Source organism: Neolewinella xylanilytica, assembly GCF_002934605.1.
Taxonomy (GTDB): Bacteria; Bacteroidota; Bacteroidia; order Chitinophagales; family Saprospiraceae; genus Neolewinella; species Neolewinella xylanilytica.
Genome location: NZ_PTJC01000006.1, coordinates 1,083,667 through 1,103,382, shown reverse-complemented (window position 1 = coordinate 1,103,382; position 19,716 = coordinate 1,083,667). Strand labels below are relative to the sequence as shown.

12 protein-coding genes are annotated in these 19,716 nt (G+C 58.5%); 8 read left to right on the top strand and 4 right to left on the bottom strand.

Annotated elements, in window-relative coordinates:
• The first annotated feature begins 28 nt into the window (after window positions 1-28).
• Genes CLV84_RS13890 through ffh form a run of 3 tightly spaced genes read left to right on the top strand, consistent with a single transcriptional unit; the run spans window position 29 to window position 4,272 of the window.
• Window positions 29-1,753, top strand: a complete 1,725-nt coding sequence (locus tag CLV84_RS13890; RefSeq protein ID WP_104420387.1) for a sodium:solute symporter — start codon at window positions 29-31, stop codon at window positions 1,751-1,753.
• A 20-nt stretch (window positions 1,754-1,773) separates the two neighbouring features.
• Window positions 1,774-2,886 (top strand): MBL fold metallo-hydrolase, encoded by a 1,113-nt coding sequence (locus CLV84_RS13885; protein ID WP_104420386.1) that lies wholly within the window; start codon window positions 1,774-1,776, stop codon window positions 2,884-2,886.
• 51 nt (window positions 2,887-2,937) lie between these two features.
• Entirely contained in the window at window positions 2,938-4,272 is a 1,335-nt protein-coding gene (gene ffh, locus CLV84_RS13880; RefSeq protein ID WP_104420385.1) for a signal recognition particle protein, read from the top strand.
• 1,251 nt (window positions 4,273-5,523) lie between these two features.
• On the opposite strand, the gene CLV84_RS13875 is transcribed toward ffh, so the two are convergent.
• Window positions 5,524-8,670, bottom strand: coding sequence for a VPS10 domain-containing protein (locus tag CLV84_RS13875; RefSeq protein ID WP_104420384.1), 3,147 nt, complete (start codon window positions 8,668-8,670; stop codon window positions 5,524-5,526).
• A 701-nt stretch (window positions 8,671-9,371) separates the two neighbouring features.
• Between CLV84_RS13875 and CLV84_RS13870 the strand changes: the two genes are divergently transcribed.
• The 5 genes from CLV84_RS13870 (at window position 9,372) to CLV84_RS13850 (ending at window position 14,327) form a co-directional block, all read left to right on the top strand.
• Complete coding sequence (locus CLV84_RS13870; RefSeq protein ID WP_146088814.1) at window positions 9,372-9,887, top strand: hypothetical protein; 516 nt, start codon at window positions 9,372-9,374, stop codon at window positions 9,885-9,887.
• A gap of 64 nt (window positions 9,888-9,951) precedes the next feature.
• Window positions 9,952-10,473, top strand: coding sequence for a lipocalin family protein (locus CLV84_RS13865; protein WP_104420382.1), 522 nt, complete (start codon window positions 9,952-9,954; stop codon window positions 10,471-10,473).
• A 434-nt stretch (window positions 10,474-10,907) separates the two neighbouring features.
• Window positions 10,908-11,750, top strand: a complete 843-nt coding sequence (locus CLV84_RS13860; protein ID WP_104420381.1) for an amidohydrolase family protein — start codon at window positions 10,908-10,910, stop codon at window positions 11,748-11,750.
• 17 nt (window positions 11,751-11,767) lie between these two features.
• On the top strand, window positions 11,768-13,234 hold the full coding sequence (locus CLV84_RS13855) for an alpha-L-fucosidase (RefSeq protein WP_104420380.1): 1,467 nt from the start codon (window positions 11,768-11,770) through the stop codon (window positions 13,232-13,234).
• A 133-nt stretch (window positions 13,235-13,367) separates the two neighbouring features.
• Window positions 13,368-14,327, top strand: coding sequence for a sulfotransferase family protein (locus tag CLV84_RS13850; protein ID WP_104420379.1), 960 nt, complete (start codon window positions 13,368-13,370; stop codon window positions 14,325-14,327).
• Here CLV84_RS13850 and CLV84_RS21865 read toward each other — a convergent pair.
• Genes CLV84_RS21865 through CLV84_RS13835 form a run of 3 tightly spaced genes read right to left on the bottom strand, consistent with a single transcriptional unit; the run spans window position 14,324 to window position 19,686 of the window.
• The gene (locus CLV84_RS21865) at window positions 14,324-16,411 is read right to left on the bottom strand and encodes a sulfatase-like hydrolase/transferase (protein ID WP_170067710.1); all 2,088 of its coding nucleotides are present in this window, start codon (window positions 16,409-16,411) and stop codon (window positions 14,324-14,326) included. The genes CLV84_RS13850 and CLV84_RS21865 overlap by 4 nt on opposite strands.
• Window positions 16,402-18,516, bottom strand: coding sequence for a TIM-barrel domain-containing protein (locus CLV84_RS13840; protein ID WP_104420378.1), 2,115 nt, complete (start codon window positions 18,514-18,516; stop codon window positions 16,402-16,404). Before CLV84_RS13840 ends, CLV84_RS21865 begins: the two co-directional genes overlap by 10 nt.
• Window positions 18,517-18,555: 39 nt before the next feature.
• Window positions 18,556-19,686 carry a glycoside hydrolase family 88/105 protein gene (locus tag CLV84_RS13835; protein ID WP_104420377.1) on the bottom strand — a complete coding sequence of 377 codons (1,131 nt, stop codon included), beginning with the start codon at window positions 19,684-19,686 and terminating at the stop codon, window positions 18,556-18,558.
• Window positions 19,687-19,716 lie beyond the last annotated feature (30 nt).

Below are 19,716 nucleotides of genomic sequence, written 5' to 3'. Positions count from 1 at the left end.
ACTCACCCCTAGCTTTTAACGACGATCTATGACTCTTCTCGACTGGCTGGTAATGACCGGCACCCTGACCGCGATCGTGGTGTACGGTGTGTATAAAACCCGGCAGGTCGACAACGTCAAAAGCTATTTGCTCGGGGATCGCGACTTAAAATGGTGGACGATCGGGCTATCCGTAATGGCTACCCAGGCGAGCGCGGTCACCTTCCTGAGCACCCCCGGCCAGGCTTACAATGACGGACTGGGGTTCGCACAGTTTTACTTCGGCTTGCCGATCGCGATGGTCATCCTTTGCATCTTCGTGCTCCCCATCTATTACCGACTAAAGGTCTATACGGCCTACGAATACCTCGAGGGGCGCTTCGATTTGCGGGTACGGACGCTCACGGCGCTGCTCTTCCTCCTCCAACGCGGCCTGGCGGCGGGCATTACGATCTACGCGCCGGCCATCGTGCTGTCGACCATCCTGAACTGGCCACTCAGCGTAACGATTCTCGTTATCGGGGCGGTGGTGATTTTTTACACGGTCGTGGGCGGCACGAAAGCCGTGTCGGTAACCCAGAAACAGCAGATGATCGTCATCCTGTTGGGGATGTTCGTGGCCGGGGTGGTTGTAGTGCTGAAGCTTCCGGAGGGGATCGGTTTCGGCGATGCCATCGGGGTGGCCGGTCACCTGGGCAAGCTGCAGGTGGTTGATCTGGAGTTCGATCTGAACGACCGCTACAACATATGGTCGGCCCTGCTGGGGGGAACCTTCCTCTTTTTATCCTACTTCGGGACGGATCAGTCGCAAGTACAACGCTACTTGTCTGGCAAGAGCCTGGCGGAAAGTAGACTGGGCTTGTTGTTTAACGGGATCTTTAAGGTGCCCATGCAGTTTTTGGTCCTGATGGTGGGTATCCTCGTTTTCGTCTTCTTCTTGTTCCAACCCCCGCCGGTGCACTTTAACTCGGCGAACCTCGACAAACTCCGGGAATCGGAATACCGCCCCCAGCTGGAGGAGTTGGAAGCGGAGTACGCGACCATCGGAGAGGAAAACCGCTTGGCGAGCGTAGCGATGGCCGACGCGCTGCGCCGGGACGACGAACCGGAGATCGCCGGCGCGCGGGCGGAAATGGAACGGACGCTGGAGAACCGGCGGGCGATCGCCGCGGAGGTGGATTCGTTGATCACCCGCTTCGATCCGGAGTTGATTACCGAAGACCGGGATTACGTATTCATCACCTTTATTACGAGTTACCTGCCGGTGGGACTGGTGGGGCTACTGTTGGCCGTGATCTTCTCCGCGGCCATGTCTAGCACCAGTTCGGAACTCAACGCCCTGGCGACCACCAGCGTCATTGATATTTACCGGCGATCGCTGGTCACCGACCGGGACGACGCCCACTATCTCCGGGCAAGCAAGCTGTTTACCGTCGGCTGGGGCATCGTGGCGCTTAGCTTCGCGGCAGTGGCCAACCTGTTCGACAACCTGATCCAGGCGGTGAACATCATTGGCTCCCTATTCTACGGAGCTATCCTGGGCATCTTTGTCGTGGCCTTCTTCTACAAGCGAGTGGGCGGCAGGGCGGTCTTTAAGGCGGCGTTACTGGGCCAGTTGTTCGTCAGCGTCACTTTCGTTCTCAGCTGGCTAGAAATCATCGACCTGGCCTTTCTGTGGCTCAACCTTATCGGATGCGTATTGACGGTGATCTTTGCCCTGGCCCTGGAGAATTCGGATAAGTCGGCTACCTTGACCGGCGCGGAGGAAATCTGAGACCACTTCGTGCTTCCTTCATGAAACCACACTGGCTCGTAGGCTTGGCTTTATTACCCGTCGGATACGTTGCGCGAAAGCTGCGGAACGATCCGCAGTTCGGTGCCTCCCTCGCTGAGATGAAGCAAAACGATTACCAGGGAACAACCGCCTGGAAAATGGGCCGCTTCCGCAACATCGACAAGACAAAGCTGCAGGAAGACTTGCGCAGTCTTATGGGTGATTTACTCGGCTACCTCAAGGCAAAAAACACCCAGCCCACCGAGCCCCTCCCGGTGGCGGAGGCGGGGGAACGCACCCACCCGGACCCGGACACGGACTACCTCACCTGGTACGGTCATTCGGCCATTCGCCTGGAAACGGGCGGGAAAACCCTGCTGATCGATCCGATGCTCGGGGAATGGGTGGCCCCGGTTCCCTTCCTGGGGCACCGCTTTCCGTACGAGGACTATCACCCGCTGAAGCATATCGGGACCATCGACCTGATCATGTTTTCCCACGATCACTATGACCACCTGGACTACGATACGTTGATGGCCGTCAAGGATCGCACCCAGGCTTACCTGGTGCCCCTGGGCATCGGTGCTCACCTGCGCAGTTGGGGAATCGCGGCGGATAAGATCACCGAGATCGACTGGTGGGAAACGGTGAAAATACAGGGACTCACCATTACGGCTACGCCCGCTCGCCACTTTAGCGGGCGCAGTCCTGCCACCCGTAATAAGACCCTGTGGTGCGGCTTTGTCATCCAGACCGCGAAACAAAAGATTTACTTCGGTGGTGACAGTGGCTACGGACGCCATTTCCAGGAGATCGGCCAGCGGTTCGGCCCCTTTGACCTGACTATGCTCGATTCCGGCCAGTACCACGATCGCTGGAAGAACGTGCACATGCAGCCGGAGGAAGCCCTGCGGGCCAATCGGGAACTGGGTGGAAAGCAATTGCTTCCCATTCACTGGGGAGGCTTTAGTCTGTCGGACCACCCCTGGTACGACCCCGTGGAACGCATCGTGGCCGCCGATACGGAGCAATGCGTATTGACGCCCATGATCGGACAGCGGTTTACCGTCGGAGATGGTACCGACTGCCGCAATAAGTGGTGGAACACCAGCGGACTGATCCGCCAGGAGTGAACCCCGGGCCGCCCGGATGTTTACTACCTTTGCGGAGTAAACGCCAAGAATATGTTTGACAACCTGAGTGATCGCCTGGAAGGGGCCTTCAAATCGCTGACCGGTGACAACAAGATCACCGAGATCAACGTGGCTACCAGTCTGAAAGAGATTCGTCGCGCCCTCGTGGCAGCCGACGTCAACTATAAAATTGCCAAAGAATTCACCGACAAGGTGAAGGAAAAGGCCCTCGGTACGGAGAACGTACTGAAGGCGGTGAAGCCCGGCCAGCTGATGGTCAAAATTGTCCAGGACGAGCTCACCGAGCTGATGGGCGGGCAGTCCGTGGGCATCAACGCCAAGGGAGATCCCGCCGTCATCCTGATCGCCGGCCTCCAGGGTTCGGGAAAGACGACGTTCAGCGGCAAACTGGCCAAGTTTCTACAGGAAAAGCGGAAGCAGAAAGTGCTGCTTACGGCCTGTGACGTGTACCGTCCGGCCGCCATCGATCAGCTGACCGTTCTCGCCGGGCAGGTGGGCGCCGATATCTATAAGGAACCGGAAAATAAAAATCCGGTGGAGATCGCGCTTAAGGCGATCGAGCACGCCCGGCAGAAGAAATACGATGTCGTTATCGTCGACACGGCCGGCCGGCTATCCGTCGACGAGAAGATGATGCAGGAGATCAGCGACGTGCGGCAGGCAATCAGCCCCCACGAGACCCTCTTCGTCGTCGATTCGATGACCGGGCAGGATGCCGTGAATACCGCCAAGGTGTTCAACGATCGTATCGACTACGACGGCGTCGTGCTCACGAAACTCGACGGTGACACCCGTGGTGGAGCGGCCCTTTCCGTCAAGTACACCGTTGGCAAACCCATCAAGTTCGTCAGCACCGGCGAGAAGATGGATGCCCTCGACGTCTTCCATCCCGACCGGATGGCACAGCGTATCCTCGGCATGGGCGACATCATCTCCTTCGTGGAGCGGGCCCAGGACCAGTTCGACGAGGAGGAGGCCAAGCGCCTAGAGAAGAAGATGAAGAAGAACAAGTTCGACTTCAACGACTTCCTCAGCCAGCTAGCTCAACTGAAGAAGATGGGCGATATGAAGAGCCTGCTGAACATGATACCGGGTATGTCGAAGGCGATGAAAAATATCGACATCGACGACAGCGCCTTTACTCGCGTGGAGGCCATCATTCATAGCATGACGCCCGAAGAGCGCCGCAGTCCGGAATTGCTGAACCTGAGCCGCAAAAAGCGAATTGCCCGCGGTTGTGGCCAGGGTATGGACGACGTCAACCGCTTCATCAAGCAGTTCGACCAAATGCGCAAGATGATGCACAAACTGTCGAACAACCCGATGATGGCGCAGATGGCCGGTAATTTCAAAGGCCGCCGGTAGGTCACCACTGAAGGTTAGGGCAATACCAGCAGTTCTTACGTATAGAACCAGACAATGCGTGCCCTTTTGCTCCAGCGTACCCTGAACGTCCAGGCTTAAAGCAATCTATGGAGATACCCGTTTTCAGGTAGTTCCATTGACTGAGATAGTTTGCCCGTCCATTTGGTAACCGCATTGACGGAAATACGGCAATCCGATGTTCCCCCCGTGCTAAATAGCCAAGGAGCCCTTCGTAGATACCGCGGAGTGGAAGGCACATCCCATGTGCCGCCAACCAGAACGTTTCGATCGTCGAATGATGGATGCTCTTTAAAGAGCACTGTTGGGTTTGAGCAGCCTGGCCCGAACGCTTGTCCCACGCCCCTATTTTATCCACGAATCTCGTTGCCTGACATGGGGTGGCTAAAAAACAATAACACGATTTTCGGTGATCATCCGCCCATTTTAAAGGATTAACGGGGTTTTGCCGCCAATTTTCACCACATGGCCTAAAGCTTTTTAACGGAAGGGTAATAATCTTTCCGGTAGGTCCGTTTTTAAGGCGAGTTCAATGATAAATTGGAATCGCGCTACATAGCTTTCATGTATGTAGTAATCGTGTTTTGTTCATAGTGTCTCTCTAGCGTCGGTGCTCGGTCCAGTTTTTGGAAATGATTTAGGCTTATTTCGGATCCGAGCACCGACTCCACTACTTTCAAAAGCAGCGCGCACCCGGGTGCCAAACGCTGCTCACCGGGGTACACCCGGGCGAAAGCAAGCGGTAAGCTTACCGCGTGGTAGACAGATAATCATGCAACAAACCAAGAGCTTTACCTACGGACCCCTTAGCCAAGGGATTACGTAGGAGTGTTGTGTTCAAATTCATAGTGTCTCTCTAGCGTCGGTGCTCGTTTCGGTTCAGGAAATGACTTCAAGAATTATTCCGAATCGAGTGCCGACCCACTATTCCCGGTAACCCCCACCCCGTACATCCCTGCTCACCACCCATGCTGCGCTGACGGTGATTTTCGCGTCCTTACCTAAGGGACGAAAAATTATCCCGCCGGCAAATAAGAAGTTAGTAACGTAGGTCGTTGAGTTTCCGCATACCGTCCCCAAGTTTTAACCATCGGGTTAAAGCGGGCTATGCCAGAGCTAACCCTTCTTTGATATTCCGCGTTCAGGTTTTTTCGGCGACGATTTATCGCCAACACATCGGCAGTCTTACCCTCCCGGTCAACACCGAGGAGCGGTAAGATCGCTGACTGTTTGTTACTCCAGCCATATCGCGCCGATATTCGCTTCCCATAGCTGGCGATTGAAAGCTGGTACCCGCTCGTTCAACAGCTGATCCCCCTTTACCTTCAGTTGCTGCCACTCCTGATTCAGTAATTCCAAGCGCTCCCGGGTCGCGTCGTTAACGCGGGGCAGGCCACTTTCGGCGTGGTTCAGCACGAAAAGGTAATTCGCCGTAAATCGGTTGGGAAAGTTCTCTACGTCGTCGTAGGCTTTCGACTTTCGCTGGATCATGAGGTCGTCCCAGTTCGTCACCTCCGATTGTAAATCCCGCGCTTTGGCGAGCAGTTCGGTATGCCCCTCCTCTTCCAGTTTGGTCGTGAGGCGCCCGAGTTGTTGATTGATCGCGTGGAGCTCGTTCACCATCCCGTGCATTTCGTTGAAATTCCCTTCCGCTTCCGACATGAAGGCATCGTAATCGACGTACGCTTCCGGCGTCAGATCGTAAGTGGGGTTGGGTTGCACCAATACCTGCGCTGTTTCGGAAGTAGTTCCTACGGTTAACTTGGCCGAGTAGGTACCGGGCCCGACGCGACGTCCGCGGAAACTGCCCTCAATGTAAGCAGCAGGGGCACCGGTCAACGATCCATGCCGCAGGTCCCACACGAAACGGTTCAGTCCCGCCGCGGCCGGCAGCTCGGTGGGAGCGGGCGGGCCACCGGCGTACGTTTCCGCCGCCGGTTGATCGCTGGTGAATTCCCGAACGACCTTTCCCGCCTGGTCGGTGATGGTCAATGTGACGGTGGCGGAATCCTGGTTCGGCGGTAGCGTATAGTAGATCACCGCACCGCTAGCGGGGTTGACGCCTTCCAAGAGGTCGGTACCGTCGAAGGTCGCCTGACTCCGGTCCATTTGGCTCCGGTGATTGCCTAAAATGACCGGGGCGGGCGTATACAGTTGCACGCTCCGGGGCGTACCGTCGTATTGCCGGACCAGCTCCAGGTCGTCGAGGATCCAGAATGCCCGCCCGGAGGTCGCAACAATCAGGTCGTCATGCGCCACCAGCAGATCGGTAATGGGCGTCACCGGCAGATTCAGGTTGAACCGCTGCCAGTGCTCCCCACCGTCAAAACTGGCAAAGAGCCCCGCTTCCGTTCCGGCGAACAGCAGGTCCTCGCGCTCGGTATCCTGACGCACCACGCGCGTGTACGCACCGGCGGGTAAGTCGCCGGTGATCTCCGTCCAGGCCTTGCCGGAGTTCGTTGTTTTCAGCAGCCGGGGGCGGTGATCGTTAAATTTGTAACGGGTGGTGGCGATAAAGGCCGTACCGGGGTCGTGGGGCGATACATCGATGGCGTTGACCAATGTTTCGCCCTGCCCCTCCGGCGTAACGTCCTCCCAACTGTCTCCGCCATTGCGCGTCAACTGGACTTTACCGTCGTCGGTGCCAACCCAGATCACCCCGGCTTCGTGGGGGGAGTCGGTGACGTAGCTGATGGTGCCGTAGTTCTCCGCGCCGACCGCCTCGTTCGTGTAGGGCCCGCCGCCGGGTCCCAGCTTATCGTCCTGGTTCCGGGTTAGATCCGGGCTAACTTCCTCCCAGCTTTTGCCCATATCCCGGGTTCGAAGCAGGATTTGGGAGGCATGGTAAAAGGTGTTGGGCTCGTGGCGGGAACGGATGATCGGCGCATTCCAGTTGAAGCGATATTTCATGTCCCGGGCTTCCCGACCCAGGTACTGGATCGGCGCGGCCATGATGTTCGTGCTTGCTTTCGCTTCGTTATCCAGCACTTCGATGGTTCCCAGATAGCTCCCCCCCAGTACGTAACGGGGGTTGTCTGGATCGAAAGCGAGAAAGGCACTTTCCCCCCCGGCGGAGGGCGACCAGTCCTGGCGCGCGATCCCCGAGCTCCCGGGTGACATGCTGGCGATCGCTACCGAAGTATTATCCTGCTGCCCGCCGTAAATACGATAAGGATATTGGTTGTCGACATTGATCCGGTAGAACTGCCCGGTGGGCATATTATCCTGGGTCGACCAGCTTTCCCCGTAGTCGAAGCTTATGGCTGCTCCCCCGTCATTAGCGATGCAGAGGTTGCGGGGATTGTTGGGGTTGATCCACAGATCGTGGTAATCGCCGTGGGTTCCGCTGATCTCCTCCCAGGTTTTGCCGCCGTCAATGGAGCGCAGGGCATCCGCGCTGAGGACGTAGACGACGTTCTCATTCGTTGGGTCGACGAATACTTCGGTGTAGTACCAGGCCCGCTGGGTGAGTCGGTTGTCATCGCTTACCCGGGTCCAGCTTGCTCCCGCGTCCTCGCTCACGAATAAGCCGCCCTTGTCGGCGTTCGAATCGCTTTCAATGAGCGCGTAAACTTTGTCGGTATTCGACTGAGCTACCGCGACGGCCATTTTACCCATTTCTTCCGGCAGGCCGTCGGTCATTTCCTCCCACGTATCGCCACCATCGATGGATTTATAGAGTCCGCTGCCCGGGCCACCGCTGACCACCTGCCACGGCAGCCGCTGGTGGTGCCACATGGCCGCGTATAGCTCCCGGGGGTTCGAGCGGTTCAGGCTCAGCTCGACCGCCCCGGTCAGGTCGTTGACGAAGAGTAGCTTTTCCCAACTCTCCCCGCCGTCGGTAGATCGGTACACCCCGCGTTCTTCGTTGCCCCCGTAAAGCTGCCCCTGGGCCGCGACGTAAACCAGATCGGGGTTGTCGGGATGAACGAGGACGCGGGATATGTGCTGGGTATTTTCCAGGCCCAGGTGCCGCCAGCTTTTTCCGCCGTCGGTAGATTTATACACTCCGTCGCCGTGGGAAGTCATCACCCCTCGGGGGGCGTGTTCGCCCATGCCCACGTACACCACCCGGGGGTTGCTACGGGAGACGGCTACGGCCCCCACCGAACCGGTTCCGAAGTAGCCGTCGGAAATGTTTTTCCAGTGCTGCCCGGCATCGGTGGTCTTCCATACCCCACCCCCGGTGGTACCCATGTAATAGGTCAGGGGATCGCCCGCCACGCCGGTGGCGGTGACGGAGCGGCCTCCACGAAAGGGCCCGATGTTCCGGTACTTCAGGGGTTGAAAAAATTCAGCTAGTTCGGAACTGTCCGCGTTGGGCTGGGCCCAGGCCCAGGAACAGAGAAGGAGCAGGCCGATCGTTACGTAGGATTTCATCTGTGGGGATTAAGCCTCTAAGGTAGTGACTGACCAAAATTCGATGCTAACCCGGTTCATTGTTCTACGCTACACCCATGCTGCGGCCCGGAATGATACGGAGCATTCCACCTTGCGGTAGGCATGACCAGCAGTTCTCGCTTTAAAGCTATTGGAAGGTTACCCGAATCGGCCCGTGAGGCTTTGAACGTACGGGGGTTTGATCGGTGGATCGTCAGGCGCGTTGTCAGCTAGATCGTGCAGTACCTAAGCAGCTTGGCCCAAGCTTGTCAACCGGATTCCCCCCGCGCTAAGTAAGTAGAGCGCCCTTCCCCAGCTACCGCCGAGGGGAGGAATCCGGCCCGGGTTAGCGGATGCACCACCGGAAAGTATGCCCTTCGAATGGAGCATGACCACGGGGAGGAATGGCTACGGTACGACCGAAGGGCAAGAATCCTGCATACCGCCGCTGCTGCAATACCCAAAAGTGAGAACGGCGGGATTAGCATTAAATACACAAAACAATCCCGATTAATCACAACGTTAAAGTCTGGAGATGGTATACCGGGATAAGCCGATTTAGCAACTTTCGGCATACCTTGTGAAGGCTCGGATAATACGGTGATACCTAATGCCTTTTTGACTTTAGGTATCCGCCAATAAGCGTATCTATCCATAGCGTAGGCTTACCTATACATGTATCCCCCCCATTTAGCCGCAATATGCGCCCGCTTGGTCATACCGTTATAAGTGCATTCCTCGCTGTCCTGGTAGTATCCTGTGACCCGAATACCAACGAACCGCTACCCCCCGACGGGCTCCCCGGGGAATGGAAAATGGTATCTTCTACGGGATTGATCACCTACCTCTCCCAGGATCCGGCCGAAGCTTCGCGATTTATCGATACGCGCATGATCGAGCCATCGAATTACCGGATAAGCTTTCACGAAAATCCCCAGGAAATCACTTCCCTGGGAGCTACTACCCTGGAACGGACCCGCAGGAACAGCGGCGAGCGCGATACCCTAATCAGCGCCGGAGCCATTTCCGGCAAAGTAAGCTGGGAACTCGCGGGGTCGACGCTCACGCTTACCGACGAGCAAGGGTATCGCCAAGAGTCAACGGTCATTACCCTGAACGAAGGTGAATTGGCGATTGCTTACGATGTCGTCGATTCCTTCTACATGCCCTATTTCCTGACCCGCAGTCAGGCCACCCAGATCTATGAGCGTAGGTGACCCTTCCCTATGGATCGGCCGCCTATTTGCATTTATTCTTTACACATACTCACCCCTTTACACTATGCGCACCCTCGTATGCCTCCTGTTTTGTCTTCCCTTCCTCTTCACTTCCTGCGAAAAGGACGAGGTCAGTCCCTATACTGGCGAAATCGTCGGAACCTGGCGGATGGAATCCGGATCGGGAGGTGGACAAATCACCACCTCCTTCGGCGGAACTGAATTCAAATCCGATTTGACCCTTCTGATGGTTCAGCCAACCACGTACGAAATTCAGTTTACCACCGCCAAACAGTTTAACGTCAGCGGTTCACTGAATATGGAAATGACCTTCGATATGCTAGGTCAGACGACCACCCAGGTCGTGGGCATGTCCGATCTTTTCTCCGATGGAACCTTTGAGGTTACCGGCGACAAAATGGTACTAACGGCTAATCAAGGAGATAACCGCCAGGAAGTCACCATCGTCACCCTCACGGATACCGAGCTGCAAATCGAAGCGAAGGGGGCCGTTACCCGGACCGTCGCGGGAGCATCAACGGTAACCGATCAGGTAATCGATTATCGCTTCGTACGGGTAAATTAGTTTCAAGGATCGAAGTAGGGAGGAGCTAGGACGCTGTCAGCGTGGTGCCCAACAGCTGGATGGAAGTTCAGCCCACTGGACCTGGCGGGTCTTTACCCCTGAGGTGTCCGGGGCAGGTAAGGTTTTCATTACGGCCGCCCGGCGCCGCCATGGCAAGTCATAGCCCGCCCTTAGGGATCGCGCAACAATAAGTTATGCCCCTGGATACTTGTTCTTTTACGTGCTAGCTTCGTTAAAAAGCCTCGACGAAGCGGGGCTTCGCCTACGTTTTTTGCCTCGCTAGCACGCAAAATAACTTCGTCCCAGATGGCACACTTATAATTGCGCGATCCCTTACTTCGGTCCTTGACCACATTAGCACCCGCGAAATACGGGGTCATTCACTCCTATCGCGCGGCGATGAATATATTGGTGTCCGGTTTGAAGCATGCCCTATGACCCTCGACGCCCACCAACATTTCTGGAACTACGACCCCGTTCGCGACGCCTGGATCGACGAATCCATGCAAGCCATCCGGCGTGATTTTCTGCCCCCGGACCTGCAGCCACTCCTCGCCGATAATGGCATTGACGGATGCATCGCCATACAGGCGGACCAGTCGCTTGCGGAAACCGACTTCCTACTGCAGCTGGCGCGGCAACATTCATTTATCCGGGGTGTCGTGGGCTGGGTAGACCTTTGCGATCCGGGGGTGAAGGAGCAACTGGAACGCTACGATGACGCCGACCTGCTAGTGGGCATGCGGCACGTCGTACAGGCCGAGCCGCCGGGCTTTATGGACCGCCCGGACTTCCGGCGGGGTATTTCGGCACTCCGGGAATTCGGGTTGACGTACGATATCCTGATTTACCACCACCAGCTGGCGGAAAGTATTCGGCTGGTCGCCGCCTATCCCGATCAGCCCTTCGTACTCGACCACCTCGCCAAGCCGGTCATCGCCGGCCAACCCGACCGGGAATGGCGGAACCAGATCGAGTCACTGGCCGGCCACGAGCAGGTATACTGTAAGCTATCCGGCATGGTGACGGAAGTCCACGACCGGAACTGGACGCCGCAACTGCTACAGCCCTACATCGAAGTGGTGTTGGAGGCCTTCGGGCCGGAGCGGGTGATGTACGGTTCCGACTGGCCGGTCTGCCTCGTGGCCGCCGAATACAGTGCGCAGCTGCGGGCACTTGAATTTGCCTGTGCAGCGCTGTCCGAATCCGAAAAACACGCGATTTTCGGAAAAAATGCCGCCGGATTTTACGGTATTGGCAACCCCTCACTAGATTGAGCTTCCCAGAGCAAGCTATGACCCGACTGTACGCACTCCTGACGGCCGGCCTGTTGGTCGCCCTGATTGGCCCCCAATCCTGCGCTCCGCCGCCCCCTGCCCCACCCGAGCCCTACGGCGCGCTGCCCACCCAAGCGCAGCTGGAGTGGCTAGGCATGGAAACGAACGCCTTTATCCACTTCACCACCAACACGTTCACCAACCTGGAATGGGGTTTCGGCGACGAGCAGCCGGAAATTTTCAATCCCACCGACCTGAATACCGATCAGTGGATGGACGTACTGAGCGGGGCCGGCTTCAAAGGGGTTGTCCTGACCGGCAAGCACCACGACGGCTTCGTGTTGTGGCCAAGCGAGTATACCGACCATTCGGTAGAGGAGTCGCCGTGGATGAACGGGGAAGGGGACCTCGTTAAAATGGTGGAGGAAAGCGCCCGCAGCCACGGTATGAAGTTCGGTATTTACCTCTCCCCGTGGGACCGCAACCGCGCCGACTACGGCGACAGCTCCTACGTAGCCTACTACCGCAACCAGCTGACCGAAGTCTTCGAAAATTACGGTCCGATCTTCGAAATGTGGTTCGACGGGGCCAACGGCGGCGACGGCTACTACGGCGGTGCCAACGAGACCCGCGCCATCAACGGCCGCTACTACTACGACTGGCCAACCACCCTGGGCATGGTGCGCGAACTGCAACCCGACCCGTCGACCATCATTTTCAGCGACGCCGGCCCCGACATCCGCTGGGTGGGCAACGAGCGCGGCTACGTCGGCGACCCGAACTGGAATACCATCGATACCGATACGATTTATGCCGGAAAGGCCGGAATCGAAGAGCTGCTAAATCACGGCACTCCCGGGGCGAAGTCCTTCATCCCCGCCGAGGTCGACGTTTCCATCCGGCCCGGTTGGTTCTACCATCCGGAGGAGGACGACCGGGTAAAGACGGCGGAAGAACTCTTCGAAATCTACCTGACTTCGGTGGGTCGCGGCTCCGTCTTATTGCTTAACGTACCGCCGGACCGCCGCGGACTGATCCACGAAAACGACGTGGCCAGTCTTCGGCGCTGGCGGCAGCTGATCGATTCCACCTTCGCCACCGACCTGGCAGCCGACGCGGTAGCCAACGCCGATCACTACCGGGGCAACCACGAGGACTTTTCGGCCGCCATGCTGCTCGACAATGACCCCGAGACCTATTGGGCGACCGACGACTCGGCGACCATCGGACGGATCACCGTGAACCTGCTGGAACCTAAGTCCATCGCCTACGTCCACCTGCAGGAGTATCTACCCCTCGGACAGCGCATCGCCGGTTTCCGGGTGCTGGCAAACGTGGGCGGACGGATGAAGGAGATTGGATCCGGACAGACGGTAGGATACCAGCGCATCTTACCCGTCGAGCGAACCACCACCAGTGAGGTAATCGTCGAAATCACCGAGGCGCTGGCTCCCCCTACCCTTTCCCGCCTTTCCATCTACTGAGTTTTCGGATTGCGCCGGGGCGCGGGAAAAAAGGCTTACCACGAAATGCTTTAGCTTTACCTCCGTTTACAACCTATTCCGGCCGTTTCCACCGTTACCGCCGCAGTACCGCTCACTAACCGAAAATACCCAAATGGCCAATGATTTAGGACTTCCCCTGGAAGACAGCCCCTATCGACTCGACGATAATCCGCCCATCTTCATACTGGGCTGTCCCCGCAGCGGTACCACCTTTCTCTCCGATTGCGTAGGAGGAATCAAGGGCGTGGAAGAATACGTCGGCATCCTCGCTCCACCGCGAATGATGCATCTGATAGGAAGCATGACGGAAGACGGGGAACGGTTCGGCAACCCGAATGCCTCGGCGGTCAAAACGCTCATGCAATCCATCCGGGACATTTTTTGGCAGTCTTTCTGGCGCCGGCGATACTACCGGGGCGAACGGCTTAAAAACCTATACTACCGGAATAATTCCCTCCAGGAATTTCTCCGACCGCCAAGCATGGACGATGCCGTCTTCTGCTACAAAGAGCCCTTCCTCTGTTTCGCCGCCGAGGCCTTCGCCGAGGAGTTTACGAATGCCCGCTTCGTGCACATTATTCGGGACGGGCGAGACAACGCCGATTCCATGGTGCGCCGCTACCCCGATGCCCTGAGCGATCGCGTGCTGCAATCGCCGGAACTGACCCAGAACAAGATTTCCGAGGTTGGTCCCTACGATATGGTAGACGGCACCATCGTTCCCTGGTGGGTACCCGCCGCCGACCGGGACTCATTCATCCATGCCGACCCCTTCGTCCGCTACGCCATCATGTGGCGGGAGATGGTCCTGCGGGCGCGCCGCCTGGCACCCCTGGGGCCCGACCGCTACCTGGAGGTCAAGTACGAGGATTTCGTATCCTCCCCGATCGAAGAGGCCGAAAAGATTCTTGCCTTTCTCGGTAATCGTATGTCTCCTGCCCTGCGCAAGCGACTGGAAAAGGCCCGTACCGGGTCCATCAGTATTGCCAAGCAAAACCAGGGCGAAGAAAAGTATCGGGCCGCAACGAGTGCCGCGGAGGATCTGCTCCGGGAGTTGGGTTACGCCGTTTAGCGCTTGTCACCCACTTGCGGAATCCTGACCAAATCGGTCAGACCCGGGACGGGTAACTCAGCGAGGGCCGTAGCCACCGTTCGGGCGTTCAGTTCGGCTCCGTAGCAAGTCGTGTGGGTGTGGTCGTCCTTAAAGTAGGTGTTCCAAAGTTCCTGCTCCCCCACTCGATCGTATACCGCCGCTACCCGTTCGTTGAGATCGATGAAGAAAGCCCCTTCCTCCGTGGCTACGGTTTTCGCCCAGCCGGCGTAGGAGTCGGCAGTCCGCTCGGTTCGGCCGTTCTCCCACCGGTTGCGGGGGACCATCGAGCACACGACGGGCGTGACACCGACGGCCTTCGCCTGGCGTACGTACTGGCGAAGGTACCATCCGTACGTGCGGACCGTATCCGGCCGGCCGGTTGTGGCATCCGTTCCACTTTGCCATTCGGGGCCGGTACCGGGGAGACTTCCCCGCGCCTTGCCTGCGAAAATGGGACCGCCGTCGTTGTGACCGAATTGGATGAGCAAAAAATCACCTTCCTCCAGGCCGGCTAGCGCCTCAGCCCACAGACCTTCTTTGTAGTAGGTTTTACTGCTCCGCCCACCCCGGGCGGCGTTGACTACCTCCACGGCGCTGGAATCGAAGTACGGGCTCAGTACCTCTCCCCAACCGCATAAATCACCATCGTCACTGCCATTGTTAACCGTGGAGTCACCGATCAACAACACTTTAGAGCGGCGGCCCTTGCTGCGAACGGGGAAAAAAGCGGAGGGCCGGTGGGCCGCTTCCGCTAAGTTGGCTAGTTCCCGGACGACCGTGGGCTCCCGGACCGCCAGATCGTTGGCTTCCCCCGGATCGTCCTCCAGATTATAGAGTTCCCAATCCAGGTCGGGGGCGGTGCGAATGGCCTTGTACGGCCCCCGGCGAATCGCCTGCTGGTAACCACCTTCGTGGAACTCCCAGTAGAAAGTGCGATCCGTCACCGGCTGCCCAGGGTCCTCGCCCGCAATCTGCGGCCATACGTTGGTGCCGTCGGTCCCCGCAGGAAGGTTTATCCCGGCGAGGGCACTCAGCGTAGGCAGCACGTCGACGAAACTCCACGGCACTTCGCTCACCGTACCGGCGGGTACGCGGCCCGGATAGCGGACGATCATCGGGGTGCGCAGTCCGCCCTCGTACATGTCCCGCTTGCGACCACGGAGCGGACCGGAACTGTCGAAACGGCCCTCCCACCGTTGGGCGGCCCCGTTGTCGGAGCAGAAGAACACGACGGTCCGATCCGCCAGGTCATTTTCCTCTAGTCGGTCGAGGAGCAGGCCCACGTCCCGGTCCAAGCGTTCGACCATCGCGGCGTAGGCCCGCTCGTCAGGTGACCAGGAAAGCGAATCCACGAAGCGGCCGAGGGTGTCGATTTCGTAGTCGTCGTGGGGAAGGGTGAAGGGCAGGTACAGAAAAAACGGTTCCTTCCGGTGTGCATCGACGAACTGCAGGGATTCGGCCAGGAAGTGGTCCTGAATATAATCTTGTTTCCGGTGCCCAACGTTATCGGGAAAATCGACGCGTTCGTTATTCCGCCAGACGTATTCGGGAAAGTAGGTGTGCGCCCGCCGCTGATTCAGAAAGCCGAAGAAATAGTCGAATCCCTGCGCCGCGGGTAAGCCTTCCGTCGCGGGTTCGCCCAGCCCCCACTTACCGATCATCCCGGTAGCGTAGCCGGACTGTTGTAGCAGTTCCGCCACCGTCGTATCGCTGGCTTGGAGCGGTATCCGCCCCTCCGCACCGCCCAGGCCCACTACCCCACCGATGCCGTTGTTGCCACGGACGGTAGTGTGGCCCGTATGCTGGCCGGTCATCAACACCGAACGGGAGGGCGCGCAAACGGTCGACCCGGCGTACACCTGGGTGAAGCGGGTACCCTGTTCGGCCAGTCGGTCGAGGTTCGGCGTCCGGATCACGGTCTGGCCGTAGGAGCCGAGATCGGCGTAACCCAGGTCGTCCGCCAGGATGAAGACGATGTTGGGGCGGTCGGTGGTCTGGGCCAACACGGTGGTAGCCCAAGCGAGACACGCCAGGACAGTGATATGCCGCAGGACTATTCCCATTCTTCAGCGGCTTCCAGGGCGGCGAGATCGGGTCGCTTGGCGGCGATCTCCAGCGATTCCTGGTAGAGGGCATTCAGATCTCTCAGCTCCCGGCCGGAACCTTCCCAGATGAAGACCGGCGTCTTATACGGAGGGGCATCGACCGTGACGTACTGACCGCCCTCGAGAATGCTGTCGGGGTTCCAGGCATCGATCCACCGTTCGCCGGCGGGCAGGTAGAGGCGGTGCTCGTTCACGCCGCTTTCCCATACCACCGATACTAGGAAGTCGGGGCCGAATAGGTAGGTCTGCCAGTCTTCCCAGGCTTCTTCCTGGTCGGGATAGTCGAGAAACAGCGGGCGGGCGATGGGCGTACCGGTTTCCCGGGCGAGCTCGGCCTGTTCGCTGACGTAGTCGACCAGGTCCATCCGGAGCTTGGAGTATAGCCGCCAGGTAGCGATCAGGTCTTCGTCGTAGACGGGATCCTCGGGGTTGTTCCAGAGTCCCTCGTTATTGGTCGGTCCGGTTTCCATGATGGGGGAGAAACACCCGAGACCCAACCAACGCTTGGTGGTCTCCTGGGTGTAGTCGCCCCAGTAACCGCCGATGTCGGATCCCCATACCGGGTAGCCCATTACGGCGCAGCGCTGCAGGGCGATGACGGCCGAGCGCAGACCCTCCGGTTTACCGTTGGTATCACCGGCCCACATGCTACCCCACCGGGCGCTACCGGTGTACTGGGCCCGGGGAAACAGGACGAAATCATCACCCAGTACCGGCTGGACGGCATGGTAGGTAGCTTCGACGTACTGGCGCGGGTAGTCATTGAAATTCTCGCGGTAAGTGGTCCCGGCGTGGGTAGTCAGGTGCAGGGAATCCTGCAGTTTTTCTCCGTCGGCGCGGTCGAGCTTAAAGCCTTTGACGCCCATGCGGGCCAGTTTACCGGGTCCGTTTTCGGCCCACCACTCCACGGCTTCGGGGTTGGTGAAGTCCATCAGCACCTGGCGGGAGTCTTTCCAGCGGTTACTCTGGAGATCGAAGTTGTTGTCTTCGGCGTAGTCGGCCATATCGCCCATCACGAAGGGTCCGATCCAGAGCATGAGCTCCGCTCCGTGGTCGTTAAGCCAGTCGATCATCTTTTCCGGCTGCGGCAGGCGCTCGGTGTCGAATTCGTAGTCGTCGAACCCCCGTACGCCCGGTCCCCACGGCCGGTCGATCCACACCGCGGTGAAAGGGATGTCGAAGGCTTCCATCATCAGCACGTCCTCGACGATGTCGGTATTGTAGGGAGCGTTCTTGGGTGTTCCGTCGAAGTAGGCCGTCTCGTTGAAATGCTCGTCGCGCCACCGCCAGGGACCGAGTGCCCAGTCCGGGGGCACAACTGACGGGCCGGTCTCCAGGGCATGCTGCTGCACGATCTCCTTTACCCCCTTGCCGAGGTAGAGTTTGTATTCCAGTTCCGGCCCTTCGAAGGAAACCTGCACGGTATTCGGGTATTCTTTTGCGAAGTCGAAGACGCCCGGCCAGGTGCCCTGGGCAAAGAAACCGTAGCTCGAGGAGGAAATGTAGAATGGCGCGTAGGCAGAAACCGTGGGTTTGAGGTGCATTTCTACCCGCTCGCCACGAAGATTGAGGCCGGTGGAGACGCCGTCCTTCCAGGACTCACCCTGGTCGCCGTCGACCACCCGCTCGAAGATACCGGTAAAGTACTCCTCGCTATCGGCCGCGAAATTGACGTGCCAGTGGTTGTGCCCCTCCAGCTCACTGTCGGTGGTGAGCCGCAGCGTGAGGTCTTCCCCGTTGCCGGAGTTGATCTCCATGGTTACGTTCCCATTGTCCGTCGCCCAGGTGTAGGTGGCCACGCCGTCGGTCTGCTCCTGGCTGGTCGGGGATCCGCTGACCCAGGTCGCCCGGCCGTCACGTTCGAAGCCGATACTACCGACGGAGGGGGCGGGTGACTGCAGGATAACCGAGTCACCGGCCGGATTGGCGACCGCCAAGCGGGGGTAGCCGTTCGCGTCGACCGTCAGGGAAACGGGATCCCCCTCCCCTTCCGGTTGGTTCGTGGCGCATCCCGAAAGCAAGCCCAGGAATAGGCAAAGGGGGGTATAGAAAAATAGGTTCATGTGGTTATATTTTGGGAATACCGGGAGTGACGGTGATCGTTAATTGCGTTGTTCCAGTTTATAAATTTCCGTGCCGGCGAGCAGGAAGGCCCCCAGCCCGTAATCCTCGAAGTCCGGGACCTTATCGTAGCTCAGGGGCTGGCCGTCTTTGGGCTCCTTGCCCGTACTCTGGACGTAGCCTAAAAAGCCGTTCTCGTGCAGGGCTTCGTCGACCATGGCGTTCCAGGCCTTGGCCAGGGGGGCCAGGTATTTCCCCCGCTCCAGGATCTTGTGGTTAATGCCCCAAGCCATGCCGTAGGTGAACATGGCGGTACCCGAGGTTTCCTTGCCGCCGTAGTTGCCGGGGTCGTGGAGACTGACGTTCCAGAAACCGTCTTCGCGTTGCACCTCCAGAACCGCGTCCATCATGTTCCGGAAGTCGGCGATGTATTCCTCGCGGTGGGGGTCGTCCTCGGGCAGAATCTCCAGCACCCGGGCCAGGGCCATGATGACCCAGCCGTTGCCCCGCGACCAGTAACTGTCTTCTCCGTTGGGTTCCGTGTAGGGCGGGTCGAAATCGGCATCCCGCCACCAAAGGTGATCCTCGGGGTTGTAAAGCCCGTTTTCGCCGTGCTCGTTCTTGGTGAAGCTATACATCTCGTACATCCGGTCGAAGTAGCGCGGGTCGTCGTGCAGAACTCCCAGTTGGGCGAACACCGGCATGCCCATCTGGATGGCGTCGATCCAGTTCCAGTCGTCGACCTTGTCGGTCACCATCATGCTATCGATGGACGCCTGGATGTATTCGATGCGTTCGGGCTGGGGGTCGATCTGGTAGAGCTGGATGTAGGTCTGCCCGGCCGCCTGGTTATCCGCATTGCGGGTGTAGGTCTCCCCGTCGCGGAGATTCCATTCGTGAAAATCGGCCCAGTCGGTGGCGTACTGATAGTATTGCGGTTGCGGATCGATGTCGTACAGCGCCATCAGCCCCTCGTAATACACCGCCCGCGTCCAGATATTACTGGCCCGTGATCGGTTCGTCACGATGCGCTTGCCCGTGTCCGGCCATTTCTCCATAAAGTAGGCATTGGCCTTGCGCATACTTTCCAGGGTAGATTCCGGTTCCGGGAGTTCCGTCGGTCGGTGACACGCCAGGAATAGGACGGGCACTAAGAAAAGAAGGTATTTCATAAGTTTTGCTGTGCTATGTAGATCCTTAAG